Here is a 22,386-nt window from a genome sequence, read left to right as displayed (position 1 = left end):
CGGTTAAAAATCTAAGGTTCAAACACCGGCGCGACTTCTACTTCTGGGGGTAAAGGGAATTCAGTAACGAGTCGGGCGATCGCAGCTATTCTCTCGAAGTTTACCACAACGCCTGGACGATGTTCCGGGTCTAAGGGTAAGTTTATCAGTTCAGCGGTGCGATCGACATATTCTTCTATATTTGTCATTAGTCCATCCCAAACAACATCAGCGTTAATCCGCGTACATCTGCCCTCATCTGCGGTTGAAAATCTAAGGTTCAGATATAGGTGCGATGATTATTGTATTGTAATCGCGATCGGGCAGTCAGTTATTATTGCTCAGCTTTTTATATTCCTCAGATTGTCTGATATCATCTAAAGGCGATATAGGTTCAGTTGGGCGATCGGGACTGAATTCTATACATATATCAAGAACAGCTTTATTATACTTTTTATAATCATCATTTTCGTAATATGAATTTACGACTTTTGCCTGCATTCTCAATTTTCCTTCCTGCCATCCTCCAGAACCCACTTTAAGAAGTTTACAATTTACTGCTTTTATACATTTCCATTGAATCTCACTGCATATAAAACTTCCTGAATCAAATGGAATAGTGCTTAAATCTGATTTGATATCAGTACGTTCTTCATGACTATCACCACGATAAGCTGGTCTCTTTTGATAACTTATTAAAAATTTTTCCTGAAATTGTTTACTCATTAAATCCTTAAACTTGCCAACTGTAAATGTATTATTGTTATCGAACAACAAAACATCATCATCGCGCTCTATTGGTTGAAATTTATCATTCATAAAATTTGATTCTGTCATGTATCTTTGAAGATCATACGTGTAGAAGCAGGAGTTACCAATGTTCTCGTGGGAGTGTCCACCCTAGGAATACAATTATCTTAACCTTTTTTTTTTCTGCTTGTTTAGCAGATTTCATGAACTAAGCCCGGTTCGATGTTTGTTCCTAACTCAAACACTGACCGTTTCCCGCAACTTCTTAACGGCAACATCCAGCGGAGGCAAAGCAAAATCCTCAGCATCCATCAATTCCTTAACCTTCTCAAAAATCTCAACCTCTGCCTCTTCCTGATCCGTCAGCTTATCATAAAAACAAGGGTCAGTAAACCACTGCTCAAAAGCAAACCTTAACACCCCATTCGGGTCAAGCATAAACTGCCAATACTTAGAAACTCGGTTATCAACTACTTCAAACAGCGGTGCCGGAGTCTGTATGGGATAATAAGTGTAATTATCATCACAAATATAGTACCAAACTATTCCCTGCCACGATCGGATGGCATAAACAACATATTCCTTGCCAACTGTCAAAGGTAATTCAACCTTTTTAGTATAACCTCTTGCCGGATCGATATAATTTTCCGGTAAAAATTCCCCACTATTAGCAATACAGCGAACAATCATAACTTGTCTACCTATAAATTCTTAGGTGCTATTTTAGGATATTGTCGTTTAAACTTTAATTCAACTTGTTGGAAAATTTTTGCATTTTCAAACCAGTGCACTTGTACGGAAGCTCCATTAATTGTAAAAGCCTGAATGCTAGTTATTTTGTACCAGTCTTCGGGATTACCTCCATAGATGGCAACCAGTCTGGAAACATCCCCTAGTATATCGTCAGGCCCGCCCTGAATTGCTCTACAATTACCAGCCTTAGCATCTTGCAGTAGCAGTTGCTCCTGCAAATTTCTCGGACTATCATCGGGAACAGCACCTTGATTCACAATTTAACAGCTTCAAATATTGTTGGTCAAATACCATAAAAACTCATCTTAGCAGGTGCAGTTTCCGCCAACAACTTACCCCGCGAAATCACATACCGAACCGCAGCGCGCTTCCTAATTGCATCATAACAATCCTCAGCATCCAACACAATCAAATTTGCAGGTTTCCCCGCATCTATCCCATAATTATCATCTCCCAGATTGAGAGTTTTAGCACCGTTGACAGTGACCATATTACAACAAAGGGAAATCAGCGTAGATTTCCCTGCACTTGCAATTCTTATCCTCTGCAATATCAGTGTGTCATCCACTGTTGCAGTCGAGAAAATAAAGGACTCTCAGAATGCAGCCAAACCACATCATCAGTCATATTTCCCTCTTTCGCCTTGGACAATTGTAGCCGAGCGCCCAAACCTTCCCGTTTCGCCTCCAAGTTAAAAGCTTCATAACCAAATTCGCCCATCAGAGAGCAAAGTTCTGCTACACTGGAACCGGCCCGTTCCAGATGGCCAGCTACAACTTCTGTCAACACCGCAGGGCGAAGCTTTTGCAGCGTTTGGGAGAAACCTTTAATCACATTCACCTCAAACCCCTCCACATCAATTTTAATAAAAGTAGCACCAGGAAGATTATCTGGGAGCATTTCATCTCCGCGATACACAGGCACTTGATACTGATTAGAAATCAGCCTTCGATCTTTTTCGGGAAGTTGAGCGAAAGTACCCAAACCACTAACATCTGTAGGCACTGTCAGTGTCAGTTCATTTCGCTCGTTAGAAAGGCCGCACTGGTGCAGAGAAACTTTATGCAATTCATTGTCTGTTACCGCAGCTTTTAATTTTTGAAACGCCAGAGGATTTGGTTCAAAAGAGTGTACGCATCCTGTTGTTCCTGTATGATAAGCAGCCAAAAGAGTAATCATGCCCGTATTTGCCCCCGCATCAATAAAGCTGTCCCCAGGCTGTACAGAATTTTGGACGAAGAGTTGTGTCGGTAAGTCATAATAACGGCCTAAAAAATAGCTCATGCGATCGTTCCACTTGGAAAGATCCATCGCCATCCGATAACCGTGGAACTTCCCTCGCATCTCCCGTATAGGAGCATTTTTCCACAAATCTTCCCGGTACACACCTGTGAGTGTCATCAGTTTTCCCCATCCTGGGAGTTCCTGGCGCGTATAGGGTAAAATCAAAAGAGTATAGAGTGGATAATTCATAATTATTAGACCTCTCCCAAAACTATTAAACACGGTTAAGCAGCTATAATCAGCCTAGTTGATATACTATCAAAGTTCTACAACAAATTTTTATTAAATAAATCAGACTATCTCAAACTCCAGATTGTGATTTTTTACCAAATCAAAGGTAAAATGGTCAACCACATTAGTATTGCTCAACTCCAGATTGTAAAAATCAACAAAATCCGCATCAAAATAAGGCCCAGCGTGCCAAGTCCCCACATCTAACTTAATAAAACAATTGCCCGGAATCCGAAAAGCAGCCATATCTTCTAAACTCGGTTTATAGCTATCCCCAGGAGGCGCAACCGCCATCAACCAATCCTTCCCATCCAAAGAACCCAAACACTGAGTACATTGAACGTGTCGTGTAATTTTGCCAAACTTGCGACCTTCCTTCTGGAGCCGCATAATGTAAAATCTAGGAACACCATTTTGCAAATTTAACTGAGCATCCTCAGCATCGAAAGACTTGCCATCAACAGCCGCAAAGATAACTTGACCGTAACTCCGAAAATTCTCCGGTGTCACCCATTGTGCAAACAACTGCTTAGTTGAAATTGATTCGCTCATAAATCCCCACATCCCTAGCTGTCTCCGTCATAAATATTCTAATATAAATAGTAAGACCACTTTATTTCTACCTTGAGGGCAGCTAAAAACCAACCTTTCGACTCATCCCACAAGAAAATAAACAAGATTGCTTTCATTCGATCGCCCTTCTTGAAATTAATCTGCGTTAATCTGTGTTTATCTGCCTGACATCTGCGGTTTCAGTATCAACCTTACAATCACGCATCAGCACACTGCTGCAAAAAACGAGCCGGAATATCAGGCCGAGCACCCCAATGCAAATGCAAGTAAGAAGCGTGCACCTGACAAACTCCCCAACCTTCAGCAACCGCCTCAACTTCCCCCCGCTTCCCATACCTCCAACTGTGATAAACTGGATTACTCGGTTCCACAGTTAAATGCGATCGATGAAACTCATGTCCCCAAACCTGATCAAGAGCAGTTAACACCGAACTATCCCTCACCGCCACAGCTTCTCGGTATCCCAGCGTCAAACGCTTTCCCATCGCAGCATTAGTTTTCAACACTCCCACCCCTGGCCAAGAATTGCCATCGAAGTCTACAATAGAATCACACAAATACATCAAACCGCCGCACTCCGCATAAGTCGGCATTCCCGAAAAAATAGCACTTCTTACAGCATCCCGAATTAAAACATTACCGCTCAATTTTTGAGCAAACACTTCGGGAAAACCACCACCAAAATATAACCCTTGCACATTGTCAGGAAAAACCGAGTCATCAAGCGGGCTCCAAAATACTAACTCCGCACCCAACTCTTCCAACAAATCAAGATTGTCCTGATAGTAAAAATTAAAAGCCCGATCGCGCGCAACTGCAATCCTCACTCCAAATTGTTTTCCCAAACTGTTGACAACATCATCTTTTTGAGTGATAATAACCGAAGGGAGACTGTGCCTACACGAAAGTTGCTCAGACCCCTCACCCCCCCCATTTCGAGTTGCAGCCAACAAAGGCAAAAGTTGCTCCCAGTCAAAACTAACAGCAGCCAAATCAGCCAGTTTATCGATCGCAGCATGAAGATTCGGCAACTCCTCAGCAGGAATCAAACCCAAATGTCGATCGGGAATAGTAACAGCCTCATCCCTACGCAAAACGCCCAAAATAGGTAAATTGAGCGGTTTGAGAGCATCTTGAAGCAACTCCAAATGTCGATCGCTCGCCACCCGATTCAGCACCAAACCAGCGAATTTAAGGTCTGGGTTAAAAGAACGAAAACCGTGCGCGATCGCAGCCACAGAACCAGAGAGCCTGCTGCAATCTATCACAAACAATACCGGCAAATTCAGCAAATGAGCAACATGAGCCGTAGAAGCAAAGGAAATAGAATAGTGTTGTTTTCCTTCTGGCTTCCTTAAATCCGTTAAATCATTTACATCATTTACATCTCGTACAATCGTTGCCGAACTTCTATCCGTTACATCCGTTACGAAATCCGTTGCCGAACTTTCTTCTTCTTTCTTCCGAGAAACCCCATCAAATAAACCCATTACCCCTTCAACCAAGGCATAATCGACATCTGGAATATGACGAGAAAAACACTTTTTTACATAAGATTCAGACGTTAATACCGGGTCTAAATTTCGACAGGGGCGACCAGTAACAAAAGCATGAAACATCGGGTCAATGTAATCCGGGCCAACCTTAAAAGATTGAACATTCAAGCCGCGACGGATTAAATAAGCTAAAAGGGCGATCGTCACAGTCGTCTTTCCCGCACCGCTGCGTTCGCCAGCAATTACTAAAGTCATAGTTCTAGATTAGTTACAAAAAATACTGAAAATAGATCGGTTATAAAGTTATGAGTATTGCTCTCGAACTTCTCAAATAATACATACATATTTAACGAACCGCGAAGACGCGAAGACCGCGAAGGAAGAATGAGAAGAAGAATATAGGTAATTTCGTTGCTTTTTAGAAGTAATTTATAGTTTTGAGTCAAAGAAAATTATTAATTCAAAACTCATAAATTCTAACTCATAACTCCTAAAAAAGTAGGGCAGACATTGCCTGCCCCACTGAATATTAACTCAATCCTTATTCCTTCTTCCTTATTCCGACGGACATCGAACTGACATCCGTTACATCCGTTACATCCGTTACACAATCCGTTGCCGAACTTCTCTTTACCGCTTAGCCAACTTCAGCATTTGAGCCGTCACTGCCAAACTTTCTTCGTAAAGCACATCTCGGCCCCAACTCTGCAAGTGCTGGCCCAGCAACTGTTCCGTCACCTGATCGAACAGAGGACTCACCTGGTTAAACCGATCGGTTTGAGCGCCGCCCTTAGTTTCCATCCGCATACAGCCACCGACTTCCGAACACAGAACCGTACCGCAGTCAGCCTTTTCGTTCGTCGAATTCAAACGCAGAGCAATCAAATCGCCCGGAACATCGCCCGTATCAGCAGTAGGAATAGCAGCCAACTCCGCTTCGACAACCCGTTCGTCCGGCCCCGCGAATTTAATTCGCTTGATTTGGTAATCGCCCTCTTCCTGTTTGAAAGCAACCGGACGCCACTGAAGCCGACTCGCCAGCCAACCCAAATACATCAGCGCTTGAGTAGAATTGTCCTGTTCGTAATCGATCGTCACCCGATCGATTTCCCGAATCGCAGCGCGGCGTTCCGGGGCGTCAAAAGCCTCAGCAGCCAACTCCTGCCACGCCGCCAGCCGACGCCAATTGAGATCCGCGATCGGAATACCCTCTTCGATCAGACTTTGCATCAACAGCAATTCCGCTTCACACTCGGCAAAGCTGCTAGAGTCAACAATCACAGAACTGCTAATTGTCGCCAACCGCTGGAACAAACCTCGATCGGCATCAGGATTCGCTTTCCACCACAGTAGCGTCGGCAACTCCGGGATCGTCAACGCCGTCACGATGCCGCTCACCCGTTCCAGAGCAGCTTCCGTACCCCGCAGCGTAATGTACTCGCAGCAGATCAGATTGCCAGTGGTGCGCTTGTGAACCGGACAATAAGCAGCCACTTGAGCCTGCACGCCCGTATCTTCCCCCGCCGTCGGGCACAGAGCAATAATCCGGCAGGGATTGGCAGCCACGATCGCGTCAGCCACGCCCGAACCCCCCGAACCCAAACCACTCGATCCCATCTCCTCGCCATTTGAATTTTTGCGAGCCACTTCTTCCCGCAAAGTCGCCAGCAATTCAGCATTAGGTTTGCCAGTTCTCGGCAACCCGTAAGCTTTTTGAGCCGCCCTGATGCTAGATGCCGTCATCGGCCCGGTAATACCGTCCACCGGCCCGTCGTAAAATCCCAGATCCGCTAATAACCGCTGAGTTTCTTCCGGTTCGTAGACTACAAAAGTAAAAGTTGTTGCCCTACTAGCGATCGGAACATCGCCCTTTGACCCCGATTCTCTGTAACTTTCCCAAATTTGACTCAATTCGGCTTCTATTTGGTCGAGCGACACATCTTTAGGATTTTGCAGCGAAACCAGAGGCGGAGCTTTCATCGGTGTCATCGTCATAAATCTTCTCTCCTTTGTTATTAGTCATTAGTTATTAGTCATTGGTCATTGGTTCTTAGTCATTGGTTCTTAGTCATTAAGTTATTAGTTAGTAGTTATGAGTTAGCAGCTCTTAGCTAATCACTAATACTAATGCTGACCAATAACTAATGACTAATGACTGCTGACTAATGGCTTTTAAAGTCTGCGCCACTTGCGGCCGTCTCTGTTAATTAGCAGTTCTGCTTCCGTCGGTTCCCAAGTACCCGCTTCGTATTTAGGAACCAAATCTGGGTCGTTAGACGATTCCCACTCCATCAGCGCCGGCGTTACCACCCGCCAAGCTTCTTCCACTTCATCAGAACGGGTAAACAAAGTTTGGTCGCCCAGCATACAATCAATTAACAGGCGATCGTAAGCATCCGAAGATGTCACCCCAAAAGAAGAACCGTAACTGAAATCCATATCCACCGTCCGCGTCCGCAAATCCGGCCCCGGCATTTTCGCCTCAAACCTCAGCGAAATCCCCTCATTGGGATGCACGCGCATAGTCAAAACGTTAGGAGTAGTTTGTTGGGCCGCAGACTGAAAAATTAACAGCGGCACTTCGCGGAACTGAATAGCAATTTCGCTAACTTTTTTCGGCAACCGCTTGCCGGTTCGCAGGTAAAAAGGCACTCCCTGCCAGCGCCAGTTGTCAATCATAAACTTCATCGCCACAAAAGTCGGCGTTGTCGAGTTGGGAGCAACCCCCGGTTCTTCGTGATATCCTGGCACCTGTTTGCCCTTCATCCAACCTGCGGAATATTGACCGCGAATCGCTGAGAACTCCAAGTTATGCAAATCTGCCAAGCGAGTTGCTTGCAGAACTTTCATCTTTTCGGTGCGGATGCTGTCAGCGTCCAATGAATTCGGTGGTTCCATCGCCGTCAGACAGAAAATCTGCATCAAGTGGTTTTGCAGCATATCCCGCAACGCCCCAGAGGATTCGTAGTAACCTGCCCTGTCTTCTACGCCTACTGTTTCTGCCACTGTAATTTGTACGTGATCGACAAATTGCCGATTCCATAGCGGTTCAAAAATCGCGTTAGCAAACCGGAACACCATTAAATTCTGAACAGTTTCTTTACCCAAATAGTGGTCGATCCGGTAAACTTGCTGTTCTTGGCAAACCTTCTGCACGACTCGGTTGAGAGCTTTTGCTGAACTCAAGTCGCGGCCGAAGGGTTTTTCAATTACCAAGCGGTGTTTTACTGGATCGACCAGCATTTGAGCCTCGCCCAGTTGCCTAATTGCTTCTGGGAAAAAGTTCGGGGAAACTGATAGATAAAATATGTGATTGCCACGAGTTCTCCTTTCTTCGTCGAGTTCCGCTAAGAAGGCTTTGAGTTTTTGATAGCTTTCCGGGTTGTCAATGTCGCCCGGACAGTAGTACAAACCTTGAGCGAAATCTTGCCAAAATTCTTCGTTGCCAATGCCCCCGCCAAATTCTTCAATGCCTTCGCGCATTTGCTCTCGGAAGTAATCGTGACTCCAAGGGCGGCGGGCTACTCCCACCACGGTAGTTTCTGGTGGCAAGCGTCGATCGCGCTTCATCTGATAAATTGCAGGTACCAGTTTGCGCTGGGTGAGATCCCCAGAAGCTCCGAAGATTACCAGAATTTGTGGTTCCGGCACCCGTTCTTTTCGCAAACCGACCCGCAGTGGATTTTCAAGTAGCGTTACCATTATTTATTTTCCTTGTTCTAGTGGTGTTAACCCTGCCAAGACACCATGATAGTTTGCGGTCATTTCTGCTAGTTAGTGGGTGAGAGAGTTAATCGGTTCTTAATACTGCTAGAGGAGGCAGATGATTTTGCTCTCTAGGAACTCTGAGAGCCATTAATCTGAAAATCCCTAGAGAGGATTTAAGACTCAGCATTTAAGAACCCAAATAATTATCTATTCCGATTCCTAAATGCTTCTGCCTTTCAGGATACAGATATCTGCCTAAGCGACGGGTGACAACTTCTGGACTTTCTCTTGCAAGGAATCCATCAGGGATTGGAACGGGGTGACGAATTTATCAATCCCGTCGAGGAGCAAGTCTGCCATCACTTGGTCCAAGTTGATGTCGATGTCGGGATCTTTGAGACTTTCGATCAGCGTGTAAGCTTCTTCAACGTTGTTCTCAATCCGGGGTGCGACATCGCAGTGATCGAAACAAGCTTCAACGGTGTTCGGCGGCAAAGTGTTAACGGTTTCGGGGCCGATTAGTTCATCGACGTACATGACATCGCTGTAGTTGGGGTTTTTGGTGCTGGTGGAAGCCCACAGCAAGCGCTGTACTTTCGCTCCCTTAGCCGCTAATGCTTGCCAGCGATCGCTCGCTACGATCTCTTTATACTTCTGGTAAGCTACCTTCGCATTGGCGATCGCCACTTTCCCCTTCACTGCTTCCAGTCTAGCTTTTGTGGAAATATCTGTGACATTTTTGAGTTTCTCGTCAATCTTGCCATCGATATTGATGTCGATCCGGCTCAAGAAGAAACTGGCAACAGAAGCAATATTGCTCACATCCAAACCTTTAGCCACCCGCGCTTCCAAACCGCGAATGTAAGCCCAGAAGGTTTCGACGTAGCTGTCAACCGAGAACAGTAAAGTCACGTTAACGTTAATGCCTTCGCTGATGACTCGCTCGACTGCGGGCAAACCTTGAGCAGTTCCCGGAATCTTAATCATCACGTTTTCTTTGCCGAGGGCTTGGTAATAGCGCATGGCTTCGCTAATCGTGCTTTCTGTGTCGTTGGCGATCGTCGGTGGCACTTCAATACTGATATAACCGTCCAAACCCTTCGACTCTGCGTAAACTGGGGCGAAGATGTCGCAAGCGTTGCGGATATCTTCAAATACCAGAGATTCGTAAATCTCCATAACAGATTTGCCCGCCCGGATGCCCGCTTCGATATCCGCGTCGTAAATCACATTACCTGCGATCGCTTTCTCAAAAATAGCCGGATTAGATGTAATCCCGCGCAGTCCCCGACTTTCAATCATCTTTTTGAGTTCGCCGGACTCGATCAGATCGCGAGTCAAATTGTCCATCCAGATACTTTGGCCAATTTCTTTGATTTCTAACAGGTGATTCGTTGGTGTTGCTGTCATTACTGTAACTCCTACAATTTGATAGCTGTTAATTGGGACTTGGAAATTGGAAATTGAAAATTGAAAATTGGTAATTGAAAATTGGCAATGGGGAATTGGTAATTGGGAGTCGAAAGTTATAAGTTAAAACCCTCTTCCTTCTTCCTGACATCCGTTACATCCGTTACACAATCCGTTGCCGAACTTCCTTCACTCTTGGACAGTTCTAGGATTGCGCGATCGATCTTGAATAAAAGACTCGACCATCGCTACATTTTCTTTACTGCCGATAATCAAGGGCGATCGCTCGTGCAGTTTGGTCGGCACAACGTCTAAAATGTCTTGAATGCCCGTACTGGCGCGCCCGCCGGCTTGCTCCATCAAAAACGCCAAAGGAGCCGATTCGTAGAGCAAACGCAATTTGCCTTCCGGGTTTTTCACCGTTCCGGGGTACAAAAACACGCCTCCCTGGAACAAAATCCGGTGGAAATCTCCCACCAAAGCCCCACCGTAACGGGCGGTGTAGCCTTCGCTGCGGTGTACGTAGCGAATGTAGTCTCTCAAAGATTCCTCCCACTGCCAGAAGTTGCCTTCATTAACGCTGTAAATCGGGCCGCGATCGGGAACCTTAATGTTTTCGTTAGCTAGAATAAACTCGCCCAAACTGGGGTCGAGGGTAAAGGAATGAACACCCTGACCGATCGAATAAACCAGCATGGTACTGGGGCCGTAGAGCACATAACCAGCGGCAATTTGTTTGTGTCCATGTTGCAGCAAGTCGGAAGCAGAGCCATCTGCATCGTCTCCCTCTTGCTTGCGGATGCTGAATATGGAGCCTACATTGAGATTGATGTCAAGATTGGAAGAACCGTCTATGGGGTCGTAGAGCAGACTGTAACGCCCGATCGGACAATTTTCGGGAATGTAGTAGGGTTTTTCCATTTCCTCCGAAGCCAAGCGGCAGACAAGTCCGCTTTGCTGGAATACCGAGATAAAGACTTCATTGGCATAGATATCCATCTTTTTGACGGATTCTCCCTGCACGTTCGTAGCCCCTGTAAACCCCAAGGCATCTGCCATTAATCCGGCTCTGCTGAGCCGCCTCGCGATCAGCTTGGCCGCCAGCCCGATGCGATTCATCAGCGCGCTGAGATCCTGAGCATCTGCTGAAAAGCTGTGAAGTTGCTGGAGTACGTGACGAGATAGGGTTGTGCAATCGCGGTCTAAGGCTTGCACCTGATCTGTCGGGCCCAGGCGGGTTTCCCCTGTCGGCGCGTTTACCATGATTTTGATGTCCTCCCTGTCTTGCTGCTCTAGATTTGGGTTCGATGGAGTCCTTGACACTTGCTCCTGAATCGGCTACGAGACCGATCGTCCCCCAACTTCTATCTTAGGGAGGGTTTTGCCAAAGGGCGTCGAACTTTAGGTGAATTTTAGATCCCCACCGAAAATTGAGGAGTTCGATCGACTGTTTGGTGGGGAATTGTATCCAAAATCACTAAATTTTTTAAATTAACCGCAGAAGACGCAGAGGGCGCTGAGAGAAAAAGTGGCGATAGAGAAGCCTACGAACGTTGGCTAGCATCTCAAAAAGACCGACAACTTCCTTTGCGCGAAGAAGATGTAGAACCTATTGTTAATTTGCCGGAATTGCTTGCAGGCATTTACGATCGCATCGGCTATGATTATCGGCTCGATTACGATCAATATCCCGTACGTAAATTTTCGCCAAAGGTGATATGACACTCCAAAATTCTGGGTAAGTTATCCATAGAAATACGGTAATTGAAATTTAAGCAAATATACAGAGTCAGTCATTGACTTTTCTATTGACTTGTTTGAAATATACTCAAACACTCAACTTACCTTGCATAAATTTTTCAAGACTTGGGTTACAAAAACCCAAATATAAAATGTTTCTTGGTACTCATCACCCCAAAATAATGCTATGGATATTATTTCACAAATTCCCCATAACTTAGTCAACCACTATCAGATTAAAAATCTGCTTGGAGAAGGCGGTAGTAGCACAACTTACGAAGCCATTGACCTCAAAACCAATCAGCGAGTCGCACTCAAAGCTTTGTCTTTACAGAAGATGAATGACTGGAAAGTCCTGGAACTATTTGAACGAGAAGCCAATGTTTTATCAAAATTGAATCATCCGGGAATTCCGCGTTATTTGGATTATTTTTATGTCGATACTCCCGATAACCGTTGTTTTTATATAGTACAAGAACTGGCCCAAGGGCAATCTCTAGCCAGTTTAGTCGAAAATGGCTGGCACGCTAGTGAACCTGAAATTCAACGCATTGCAACACAAATTTTGGAGATTTTAGTTTATCTCCATTCACAGACACCACCTGTTATCCACCGGGATATTAAACCAGAGAATATTGTTTTCAAATCGCCCATCAATTCGCACAAACAAAAAGACTGGGAAGTCTGCTTGGTAGATTTTGGAGCCGTGCAAAACACTTATAACAATACTTTAATGCGAGGAAGTACCGTAGTTGGAACCTATGGTTATATGGCTCCAGAACAATTTCTCGGACAAGCCGTACCTGCAACAGATTTATATGGTTTAGGAGCGACCTTGTTGTATTTACTAACCCACCGTTCCCCCGCCGAATTACCAACAAATATACTAGAGAAAGATTTTCGCTCTCAAATTCCGATTTCTTCAGCATTTGCCGATTGGTTAGGAAAAACGATCGCGCCAGATTTAGAAAACCGCTTTCAATCGGCACAAGAAGCGCTTGAATCTCTTCGCAATCCTCGAATAGTTAACGTTAAATCCAATCCGACGCAATGGAAAAAGCGCCTCAAAATAGGAATTGCTGCTATCGCTACTGTTGCTGTTTTCAATCACTTTAAATATCCCATCCTCAACCGGATTGGATTTACCCCCAATGCAGTTGTCCAGGCTGTTGAACGGGGAGATACTAAAACTGTTAGGCATTATCTGGATCTTGGCATTAATGCTAATAGCAGGGTAAATAATCAGAATTTACTACACTTTGCTGGGTCAAAAGAGGTGGCAGAATTGTTAATTGCCAAAGGTGCAGATGTCAACGCTAAGAGTGCATATGGCTGGACCCCATTACACATGGCTGCTGTGTACGATCACATAAAAGTGGCACAGACGCTAATTGCTAAAGGTGCAGATATTAACGCCTGGGGAGAAGATCAATTTGGGGCGTGTAATAGTATATGTACAACTCCTCTGTTCTGGGCCCGATCGCCTGAAATGGCAAAGTTGCTGATTGCTAAAGGTGCGGATGTCAATGCCAAAAACAAAAATGGCTTGACTCCTCTACATAGGGCGCGATCGAAGGCGATCGCACAAATACTACTCTCTGCGGGCGCAAAAATTAACATCAAAGAAGACAATGCCCGAAATGGCAAGGGTACAGCTTTATTACATACCGCAGCCAAAATAGGCTTTAAGGAGTTGGTACAACAGCTAATTAAAGACGGTGCAAATGTGGCGATTCGGGACAGTTACAAAAGAACTCCACTGCACTATGCAACCACAAAAGAAGTTGCTGCTTTGCTCATGCTCGATATCAACGCTATAGACCAATCTGGAAATACTCCGTTACACCTAGCTGTCGATCGAGGATCTCAAGATATCGCTGAACTGCTAATTGCTAATGGCGCAAGGGTTAACGTTAGAAATGCGAACGGTCAAACTCCATTGTATCGAGCGATCGCGATCGGACACAATGAGATTGCTGCACTGCTAATTAACAACGGTACAGATGTCAATAATATAGATGGATCTGGCACAACTCCACTGCACAAAGCCGCACATTATGGCACGGTAAAAATCTTAAAATTGCTGATTGCTAAAGGTGCAGAAATTAATATCCAGGATAATCAAAGAAAAACTCCACTGGATATCGCCGTAGACCTGAAACTTCAGGATACAGTGGCGCTGCTAATTAGTAAAAACCCAGATGTTAATAGTGAAGACAAAGAAGGCAGAACTTTACTGCATATCGCTGTCGATTTCAAACTTAAGGATGTAGCCAAACAACTCATTGCCAAAGGTGCATTCGTTAATGCCAAAAATAATTTTCTTCAAACTCCCCTGGATCTTGCTGTTGCTCAAGGCTCTCAAGATATCGCTGAACTGCTAATTGCTAATGGTGCAAGGGTTAACGCTAGAAATGAGAACGGTCAAACTCCATTGTATCAAGCGATCGCGATCGGACACAATGAGATTGCTGCCCTGCTAATTAACAACGGTGCAGATGTTAATAATAGAGATATGTGTAACACAACTCCACTCCACAAAGCAGCACATTATGGCACTGTAAAAATCTTAAAATTACTGATTGCTAAAGGTGCAAAAATTGACGCTACAAACTGCGATGGCGACACGCCGCTCAAGATAGCACAAACCAACTGGAACCCCGACAGAGAAGCAGCAGCCCAAATACTCAGATCTCACGGCGCAACAGACTAATTATCCAAAACAAACCCAGGCAGAAAAATATGGAAACACTACAACACTCGGAAAAAATCATTGCTGAAAGATATCGCATAATCGGCAAATTAGGACAGGGCGGAGTTGGAATCACCTATGCTGCTGTAGATTTAAACAGCAATCAAAAAGTTGCACTCAAAGCTTTATCCCTGCGTCTGACAACTGAATGGAAGAAAATCGAGTTATTTGAACGAGAAGCAAAAACTTTATCGGGATTGAATCATCCGGGAATTCCTCGCTACATTGACTACTTTCAAGTGGATACTTCCCAAGATCGTTGTTTTTATATCGCCCAACAACTCGCACCGGGAAAATCTCTCGCACAGTGGATAGAAAATGGCTGGAAACCAAATGAAGCTCAAGTTCGTCATATCGCCTATCAATTGCTAGAAATTCTAGCTTATCTGCAATCGCTGTTACCTCCTGCAATCCACCGAGATATTAAACCCCAAAATATTATTCTGCAAAAAAATGGGCGAGTCTTCCTAGTTGATTTTGGCGCAGTTCAAAATACTTACCATCATACCGTTACTGGAGGCAGTACCGTTGTCGGGACCTACGGTTACATGGCACCAGAACAATTCCGAGGAAAAGCTGTATTATCAACAGATTTGTATGGATTAGGAACAACGCTGCTTTTCCTGTTAACCCAGAAATTTCCATCGGATTTACCCAGAGAAAAGCTGAAGGTAAAATTCCGCGATCGCGTCTCTATTTCTCCAGAGTTTGCCGACTGGTTAGAGAAGATAAGTGAAGCCGCAATTGAAGATCGATTTCACTCAGCAAAAGATGCTTTATCAGCACTGCGAGGGGAACAGCAAAGCGGGATTAATCCCGAAAAAACGTTTAAGCGATCGCCCCAATCCCGAATTACTTTAATTGACACTAAACGGTGGTTATTAATCAAGATACACCCCGATCGTTCACCTAGCAAACTCAAGTGGTTTTTCCAGTTCATTCATCTGAGTTATAAATTTTTACTTCCATTCTCTTTGATTCTGGGATTTTTTCTATTTAGCTTGGGTGAATACACTACAACTTACTGGCTAAGTATATTATCCTTAAAATTTTTCTTGATATCGATCCTGGCTATAACAACATTTACCCTATTTTATGCTTTGATATGGTTGTGTAGGTGCTTGTGTTGGACTGATTATCGTCAATTCACTAGACCAATTCAAATCCGTCCTCAAGATATCCAGCGGGTAAAGTTGAGGGGAATTCATCTGCCATTGCTCAAAAAATCGATTACTTTTTGCGGGATTCGCGCCAAGCCGCGTAACTATTGTTTTGGCTTATTTTTGCCGCAAGCTGAGAAAGAATGGTTGGTAGGGGAATTGAATGATTGTTTAAGTAAACTAAAATAAATCATTGTTGTTATCCACAGATTTGATAAAAAAACCGTTTTTTTTTCTGAGTGCGTGGATTAAATAAATGCGGAAGTATAGAATATTTTATGTACTAATTTAGGCAATAATAATCATCAAGAAATCCTGGATCTGGCATGAGAATAAAACTATAAAGAATTTCGATATTTATGAAATAGGACTGCAAAAGGGGAAGGCGATCGCACTTCTTGAATACGTAGCTAAAAGATTAGTTGAGAGTCGCGATCGCCTTTTCGATTGGTTATGCTTGACTCAGGGCGATCGTTTCTGTCAGTTTACTGACCAACACAAATAAAGATGTTTGTGCTTAAATACCGTCAAGGCAAGAAATATCTCGCCCTGACTGGGGTAGTGTCCTTAAGCTCCTGTATCTCCTAAGCGTGAAGGTTCGATTGATGAGTATTTCTACTCGAAATAAAAAAACTATCCTGTTTTTGGCAGCCAACCCCAAAAATACCACCCCTGTGGACTTACAGAAAGAGGCGAAGGAAATTGCAGAGGGGTTGCAACGCTCTAAAAAGGCCGACAAGTTCCAACTGGAGCAACAGTGGGCGGTGACACCCAGAGAAATGCAGCGAGCCATATTAGATTATAAACCAGAGATTGTGCATTTCTCTGGGCATGGTGCAGGAGAAGGGGGTTTAGCCCTAGAAGATGATATGGGGCAGATTAAGCTGGTAAATGCCAAAGCTTTGGCAGCTTTGTTTGAGGCGTTTAAGGAGTACGTGGAGTGCGTAATACTCAACGCTTGCTATTCAGAAGTGCAAGCGGCTGCGATCGCACGTCACATTCCATACGTGATCGGCATGAAGCAAACGGTGGGAGATCAAGCCGCACGAGAATTTGCTGTAGGTTTTTACGATACCTTGGCGGCGGGGGAGTCGATCGAACGTGCCTATAAGTTGGGTTGCGTTAGCATCAGCATGGCAGGAATTTCCGAAGAACTTACTCCGGTATTGAAGAAGAAGTCGGATTTTTCGGAGTTGGATGCAGCAGGGCGATCGCGCGATGCTTCTGTTAGCGATATCGTTGAGGAGTCGTCGCCTGTGGTGGAAAATGCGCGATCGATCGCCGCACCTCCCCTTTCTCTTCTCAATTTAGATAACCCAGAAGGTTCAGTTAGTTTAGATTCACCCCTATATATTGAGCGTCCTCCCATCGAATCGGACTGCTACCAAACTATTGTCAAACCCGGAGCTTTAATCCGAATCAAAGCCCCCCGGCAAATGGGAAAAACTTCCTTAGTGCAGCGAATTTTATACCGCGCTAAGGAACAGGGATATCAAACAGCGTATTTAAACTTTCAATGGGCTGATGGCAGTTTTCTTACCCATCTTGATGAATTATTGCAGTGGTTTTGTGGTGAAATTACCAGTGAATTAAATTTAGAAGATAGGTTAGGGGAATATTGGAAAGGCGTTCTCGGCAGTAAAAATAAAACTACGAAGTATTTCCAACGCTATCTACTATCTGACAGCGATCGGCCTCTTGTTTTAGGGTTAGATGAAGTCGATCGGATTTTTCAGCATTCCGAAATAGCCACGGACTTCTTTGGATTATTACGAGCTTGGCACGAGCGGGGCAAAAATGAGGAAATTTGGAAAAAGCTGAGGTTAGTCATTTCTCACTCTCAAGAAGTTTATATTCCTCTTAATATTAATCAGTCGCCATTTAACGTGGGATTGCCCATAGAATTACCTGAACTCAATCAGAGACAGGTAACAGATTTAGTGAATCGACACCGATTAAATTGGTCAAATCAAGAGATTTGTGACCTGATGGAAATGGTGGGCGGTCATCCTTATTTAGTTCGAGTTGCTCTCTACCAAGTTGCCAGGGGGAGAATTAGCTTAGAGCGCTTGCTAAAAGTCGCTCCTACTGAAGAAGGCCCTTACTACGATCATTTACGACGGCATTTAGTTAACTTGGAACAAGATGCAGAACTAGCAGCAACAATTAGACAAGTGATTAACAGCGAACAACCTGTAGAAATTAATACCGGAGAGGCTTTTAAATTGCGAAGCATGGGGTTGATCAAATTTCAGGGAAATGCTGTCATGCCATTGTGTGGTTTGTATCGTCAATATTTTAGCCATCGCCTAGCCTCTCCCCAACCGAATATGACTGCTGGGCAACAAACGAATAGCCAATCAAGTTTGGAGCTAGAGAGTAATTTAGGAACTATAATTTTCTCCGATGTTGTTAATTCCACCGCTTTATCAGTTGCCAACCAAAAGCTGACACTAGAATTAGTGAATCGAGATTTCAACATCATCCGAGGCATCTGCGCTAAACATCAAGGCAAAGTGCTTAAAGAAATGGGCGATGGTTTATTAATTTGCTTTCCAGAAAGTGCCGTAAAAGCAGTAGCCTGTGCGCTAGAAATACAACGAAGTTTCGCCGAAGCTGCTACAAGCTTACCTCCGAGTCATGTACTCCAACACCGGATTGGTATTCACTTGGGGGAAATATTCTTTCTTAATAATGATATCAGGGGGGCTGGTGTAAATTTAGCGGCTCGTTTAGAAGGGAAAGCAGAGCCAGGTGGAATCTGTATTTCTGAGACAGTTTATCAAGTCGTTAAAACCCATTTATCTTTAAATGTGATTGACTTAGGAATGCAACAGTTAAAGGGAATTTCTGAACCTGTACGGCTGTACAAATTGATTCCTTGATTCTCGGATTTTCACCTATAAATTAACAATGACCTATGAAAGATTATCAATATCAAGTTGGAGGGAGCCTGCCTGCAAACGCCCCAACTTATGTCACTCGAAAGGCAGATGAAGAACTTTATCAAGCTTTAAAAGCCGGAGAATTCTGCTATGTTCTCAATGCTCGACAAATGGGGAAATCATCACTGCGAGTGCGGACAATGCAGCGGTTACAAGCAGAGGGAATCGCCTGTAGTAGCATTGATATCACAGAAATTGGCACTTCCGATATTACGCCAGAAGAGTGGTATGCAGGCGTGATTGATAGCATCGTCAGCCGATTAGATTTGTATGACATTTTTGATTTAGATGAATGGTGGGAGCAGAATAGATTACTATCGAACGTTAAACGATTTAGTAAATTCGTTGAAGAAGTATTACTCAAGAATATCTCAGCAAATATAGTAATTTTTGTCGATGAATCGGACAGCTTAATCAGCTTAAAGTTTAAAATAGAAGATTTTTTTGCTGTGATTCGTGATTGCTATAATAATCGAGCCGATAAACCCGAATATCGTCGATTAACATTTACAATGTTAGGGGTGGCAACTCCCTCGGATTTAATTCAAGACAAGCGACGAACTCCTTTTAATATTGGTCGAGGGATAGAGTTAACCGGGTTTCAATTAGCAGAAGCGCAACCTTTGGCAGTTGGGTTAGAAAGTCAAGCAGAAAATTCGCAAGCATTGTTAGAAGCGGTGTTATATTGGACGGGTGGACAGCCATTTTTGACGCAAAAAGTTTGTAAATTACTGCTCAATCATGCCAACTCTGCCTCAATCCAAAATCTTGCTGAGTGGGTGGGAGATTTAGTCCGAGAAAAGGTGATTGAGTATTGGGAAGGACAGGATGAGCCAGAGCATTTAAAGACGATTCGCGATCGCATTTTACGCAGCGAACAACGGGCAAGTCGGTTATTGGGACTATATCAGCAAATTTTGCAGCACAATGAGATAGCGACTGATGATAGTCCCGAACAAATGGAACTAAGATTAACTGGGTTGGTGGTTAAGCAGTTTGGCAAACTTAAAGTTTATAACCGGATTTATCAATCGGTTTTTAACCTGGATTGGGTGGAAAAAAAATTAGCGGAACTCCGCCCTTACAGCCAAAGTTTTAAAGCTTGGATAGAGTCTGATTGCCAAGATGAATCGCGACTGTTGCGGGGTCAAGCCTTGCAAGATGCTCAAAATTGGGCAGCCGATAAAAGTTTGAGCGATTTGGATTATCAGTTTTTAAATGCCAGTCGGGAATTACAACAACGGGAAGTTGAACGAGAGTTAGAAGCTCAGAAACAAGCTAATCAAATTTTGACTGAAGCGAATCAGACGCTAATCAAGGCACAGCAATTTGCTATGTATCAAGTCACTCAAGCCAAGAATTTAGCAAATGCAATCCAGGAAACTGCTTTTTCTAATGAATCATTTCGTTCAGGACAGATATTTCAAGCACTGTTGGAAGCATTGAAGGCAGGGCAGGCATTCCAACAACTAGATGCTTCAGCCGAGACTACAAAAGACATCAAAGGACAAGTGATGGGTGCGCTGCAACAAGCAGTTTACGAAGTAAAAGAGCGCAATAGTTTGGAAGGGCATAGTGATTCGGTCAGAAGCGTCGCCTTTAGTCCAGATGGCAAGACATTGGCTTCTGCGAGCAATGACAACAGCATCAAACTGTGGAACCTCCACACCCAAAAACCCATCGCTACCCTCACCGGGCATAGCCGTGGGGTCAATAGCGTCGCATGGAGTCCTGATGGCTTAACTTTGGCTTCTGCTAGCGATGACCAGACCATCAAACTGTGGAACCTCCACACCCAAAAACACATCGCTACCCTCACCGGGCATAGCTATTCGGTCATAAGCATCGCCTTTAGTCCAGATGGTAAGACATTGGCTTCTGCTAGCGATGACAAGACCATCAAACTGTGGAACTTCCAAACCCAAACAGAGATCAAAACCCTCACCGGGCATAGCAGTTTGGTCATAAGCGTCGCCTTTAGTCCAGATGGTAAGACTTTGGCTTCTGCTAGTTATGACAACAGCATCAAACTGTGGAACCTCCACACCCAAAAACTGATCGCTACCCTCACCGAACATAGCAGTTTGGTCATAAGCGTCGTCTTTAGTCCAGATGGTAAGACTTTGGCTTCTGCTAGCGATGACAACATCATCAAACTGTGGAACCTCCACACCCCAAAAGCGATTGCTACCCTCACCGGACATAGCAATGCGGTCTATAGCGTTGCCTTTAGTCCAGATGGCAAGAAATTGGCTTCTGCTAGCTATGACAACACCATCAAACTGTGGAACCTCCACACCCAAAAAGTGATCGCCACCCTCACCGGGCATAGCAATTGGGTCAATAGCGTCGCATGGAGTCCCGATGCCAAGACATTAGCTTCTGCAAGCCATGACAAGACGATCAAACTGTGGAACCTGCAAACTCAAAAACCGATCAAAACCCTCAGAGGGCATAGTGATCGGGTCAGAAGCGTCGCATTTAGTCCAGATGGCAAGACATTGGCTTCTGCAAGCGATGACAAGACCATCAAACTGTGGACTTGGGATTTCGATACACTGATGGCATTAGGCTGCGAGTCAATAAGCGATTATCTCAGAACCAACCCGAAAGTGACAGCAGAGGATAAACAGATGTGTGCTGATTACCTCAACCAAGAGTCAATCAAATAGGATTTAGGCAAAAACAGCCAGCAAGCCAGATTTTCGCTACATTTTTTTACCACTACTTCCACTTTTTCCGTTGTCCATTCCTCACTCGCATCAGTCACAACCCTAATATTTCGCTGCGACGAAGCTTCATCCACAACCGGCACCAGCATCGGATTATTAAATCTTGCTATTTAATTTTCACTTTTGTAGTTACTCGAGGTTTGGGGAACTCAAAAGGCGGTAGGTGCTAACTCTGAGGGATATTACACTGATGTCCCTTTGAATATAAAGTGTAAAACTCCTGGAGTGCTGACATTTGTTCTCTCAATCTAGATATTTCTAGATCCAAGGGAGTGAGTAGTTTCTCAAGGTGGCGCACCTCACTAAACCACAGTCGTAACTCTGGTTTGAGAGTTGCATAGAGCGTTTCGGGGCACGACAGTAATATAGCTGTTATTATCTCTGCTACGAATGGCTGTTGCGACCACTTCCCTACAACAGACATTGCATCCCAGTCATCGCTTGACAAGCATTGGTGAACAATATCAAACAGTGAATTTAACTCAATAGCTGCCCGTAATTTCTCAAGTTTCTCTGGCGTCTCTGACGAGGTATGCAGCATGGTTGTGAATTCAACAGGCAAATTGTGCAGGATGGTACTGACAAATGAAGCAATTGAATCAGGTTGCTCTTTTCTCACAATGTCGGGAAGTATTTCTGCAAAGTAAGGAGCAACACTACGCCACTGATGTAAATCACAAGCAACATGAAAAAAGGTTTCTGGCAACCTTTCACTCTTCTGCAAGGAAATATAACCTCGACATTGATTAGTGACGGGATCGACAGGTTCAAATGCTTGCCATAACAAAGGCAGAGAGGGAGCATCCCGCTTTTTAACTAAGCATACCTACCCATTTTAATCTCATTATTTAAATATGCACATCTGAGTCTTAA

19 protein-coding genes are annotated in these 22,386 nt (G+C 44.3%); 5 read left to right on the top strand and 14 right to left on the bottom strand.

The annotated features are described in order from the left end of the window. Positions 1–11: 11 nt before the first annotated feature. From QUA36_RS03635 to fbp, 12 genes are all read right to left on the bottom strand, one after another. Positions 12–188, bottom strand: a complete 177-nt coding sequence (locus tag QUA36_RS03635; RefSeq protein WP_333123882.1) for a DUF4089 domain-containing protein — start codon at positions 186–188, stop codon at positions 12–14. 118 nt (positions 189–306) lie between these two features. Beyond that, entirely contained in the window at positions 307–798 is a 492-nt protein-coding gene (locus QUA36_RS03630) for a KGK domain-containing protein (protein ID WP_333455608.1), read from the bottom strand. Between the two features lie 168 nt (positions 799–966). After that, positions 967–1,419 carry a hypothetical protein gene (locus tag QUA36_RS03625; RefSeq protein WP_333455606.1) on the bottom strand — a complete coding sequence of 151 codons (453 nt, stop codon included), beginning with the start codon at positions 1,417–1,419 and terminating at the stop codon, positions 967–969. Between the two features lie 11 nt (positions 1,420–1,430). Then, positions 1,431–1,739 (bottom strand): hypothetical protein, encoded by a 309-nt coding sequence (locus QUA36_RS03620; RefSeq protein ID WP_333455604.1) that lies wholly within the window; start codon positions 1,737–1,739, stop codon positions 1,431–1,433. 26 nt (positions 1,740–1,765) lie between these two features. Next, positions 1,766–2,050, bottom strand: coding sequence for an amidohydrolase family protein (locus QUA36_RS03615; protein WP_333455602.1), 285 nt, complete (start codon positions 2,048–2,050; stop codon positions 1,766–1,768). Then, positions 2,035–2,955: an FkbM family methyltransferase gene (locus tag QUA36_RS03610; RefSeq protein ID WP_333166962.1), complete on the bottom strand. Its 921-nt coding sequence runs from the start codon at positions 2,953–2,955 to the stop codon at positions 2,035–2,037. Before QUA36_RS03610 ends, QUA36_RS03615 begins: the two co-directional genes overlap by 16 nt. A 102-nt stretch (positions 2,956–3,057) precedes the next feature. After that, positions 3,058–3,549 (bottom strand): ureidoglycolate lyase, encoded by a 492-nt coding sequence (locus tag QUA36_RS03605; protein WP_333455600.1) that lies wholly within the window; start codon positions 3,547–3,549, stop codon positions 3,058–3,060. A gap of 218 nt (positions 3,550–3,767) precedes the next feature. Continuing rightward, complete coding sequence (locus QUA36_RS03600; protein WP_333455598.1) at positions 3,768–5,321, bottom strand: cobyrinate a,c-diamide synthase; 1,554 nt, start codon at positions 5,319–5,321, stop codon at positions 3,768–3,770. 375 nt (positions 5,322–5,696) lie between these two features. Further along, positions 5,697–7,061, bottom strand: a complete 1,365-nt coding sequence (opcA, locus tag QUA36_RS03595) for a glucose-6-phosphate dehydrogenase assembly protein OpcA (RefSeq protein WP_333455596.1) — start codon at positions 7,059–7,061, stop codon at positions 5,697–5,699. Positions 7,062–7,238: 177 nt separating this feature from the next. Continuing rightward, on the bottom strand, positions 7,239–8,768 hold the full coding sequence (gene zwf, locus QUA36_RS03590; protein ID WP_333166953.1) for a glucose-6-phosphate dehydrogenase: 1,530 nt from the start codon (positions 8,766–8,768) through the stop codon (positions 7,239–7,241). A gap of 261 nt (positions 8,769–9,029) precedes the next feature. Further along, entirely contained in the window at positions 9,030–10,184 is a 1,155-nt protein-coding gene (gene tal, locus QUA36_RS03585; RefSeq protein WP_333455593.1) for a transaldolase, read from the bottom strand. 189 nt (positions 10,185–10,373) lie between these two features. Further along, entirely contained in the window at positions 10,374–11,447 is a 1,074-nt protein-coding gene (gene fbp, locus QUA36_RS03580; RefSeq protein ID WP_333166999.1) for a class 1 fructose-bisphosphatase, read from the bottom strand. 324 nt (positions 11,448–11,771) lie between these two features. Here fbp and QUA36_RS03575 point away from each other — a divergent pair, with 324 nt between their 5' ends. The 5 genes from QUA36_RS03575 to QUA36_RS03555 all read left to right on the top strand — a co-directional run bounded on the left by QUA36_RS03575 (position 11,772) and on the right by QUA36_RS03555 (position 21,453). Further along, complete coding sequence (locus QUA36_RS03575) at positions 11,772–11,906, top strand: DUF4058 family protein (protein ID WP_333455591.1); 135 nt, start codon at positions 11,772–11,774, stop codon at positions 11,904–11,906. 205 nt (positions 11,907–12,111) lie between these two features. Continuing rightward, a complete protein-coding gene (locus tag QUA36_RS03570) occupies positions 12,112–14,637 on the top strand; it encodes an ankyrin repeat domain-containing protein (RefSeq protein ID WP_333455590.1) in 2,526 nt (841 codons plus the stop codon). 29 nt (positions 14,638–14,666) lie between these two features. After that, complete coding sequence (locus tag QUA36_RS03565; protein ID WP_333455588.1) at positions 14,667–16,025, top strand: serine/threonine-protein kinase; 1,359 nt, start codon at positions 14,667–14,669, stop codon at positions 16,023–16,025. A 416-nt stretch (positions 16,026–16,441) separates the two neighbouring features. Beyond that, on the top strand, positions 16,442–18,721 hold the full coding sequence (locus tag QUA36_RS03560) for an AAA-like domain-containing protein (RefSeq protein ID WP_333455586.1): 2,280 nt from the start codon (positions 16,442–16,444) through the stop codon (positions 18,719–18,721). Between the two features lie 35 nt (positions 18,722–18,756). After that, a complete protein-coding gene (locus tag QUA36_RS03555) occupies positions 18,757–21,453 on the top strand; it encodes a WD40 domain-containing protein (RefSeq protein ID WP_333455584.1) in 2,697 nt (898 codons plus the stop codon). On the opposite strand, the gene QUA36_RS03550 is transcribed toward QUA36_RS03555, so the two are convergent. Next, positions 21,426–21,602, bottom strand: coding sequence for a hypothetical protein (locus QUA36_RS03550; RefSeq protein ID WP_333455583.1), 177 nt, complete (start codon positions 21,600–21,602; stop codon positions 21,426–21,428). The two genes, QUA36_RS03555 and QUA36_RS03550, sit on opposite strands and share 28 nt — an antisense overlap. A gap of 77 nt (positions 21,603–21,679) precedes the next feature. Further along, a complete protein-coding gene (locus tag QUA36_RS03545; RefSeq protein ID WP_333455581.1) occupies positions 21,680–22,219 on the bottom strand; it encodes a hypothetical protein in 540 nt (179 codons plus the stop codon). Positions 22,220–22,386: the final 167 nt, after the last annotated feature.

The sequence above is a fragment of the Microcoleus sp. Pol10D4 genome (assembly GCF_036701555.1).
GTDB lineage: Bacteria > Cyanobacteriota > Cyanobacteriia > Cyanobacteriales > Microcoleaceae > Microcoleus.
This window is presented reverse-complemented; position numbering and strand designations above follow the sequence as displayed.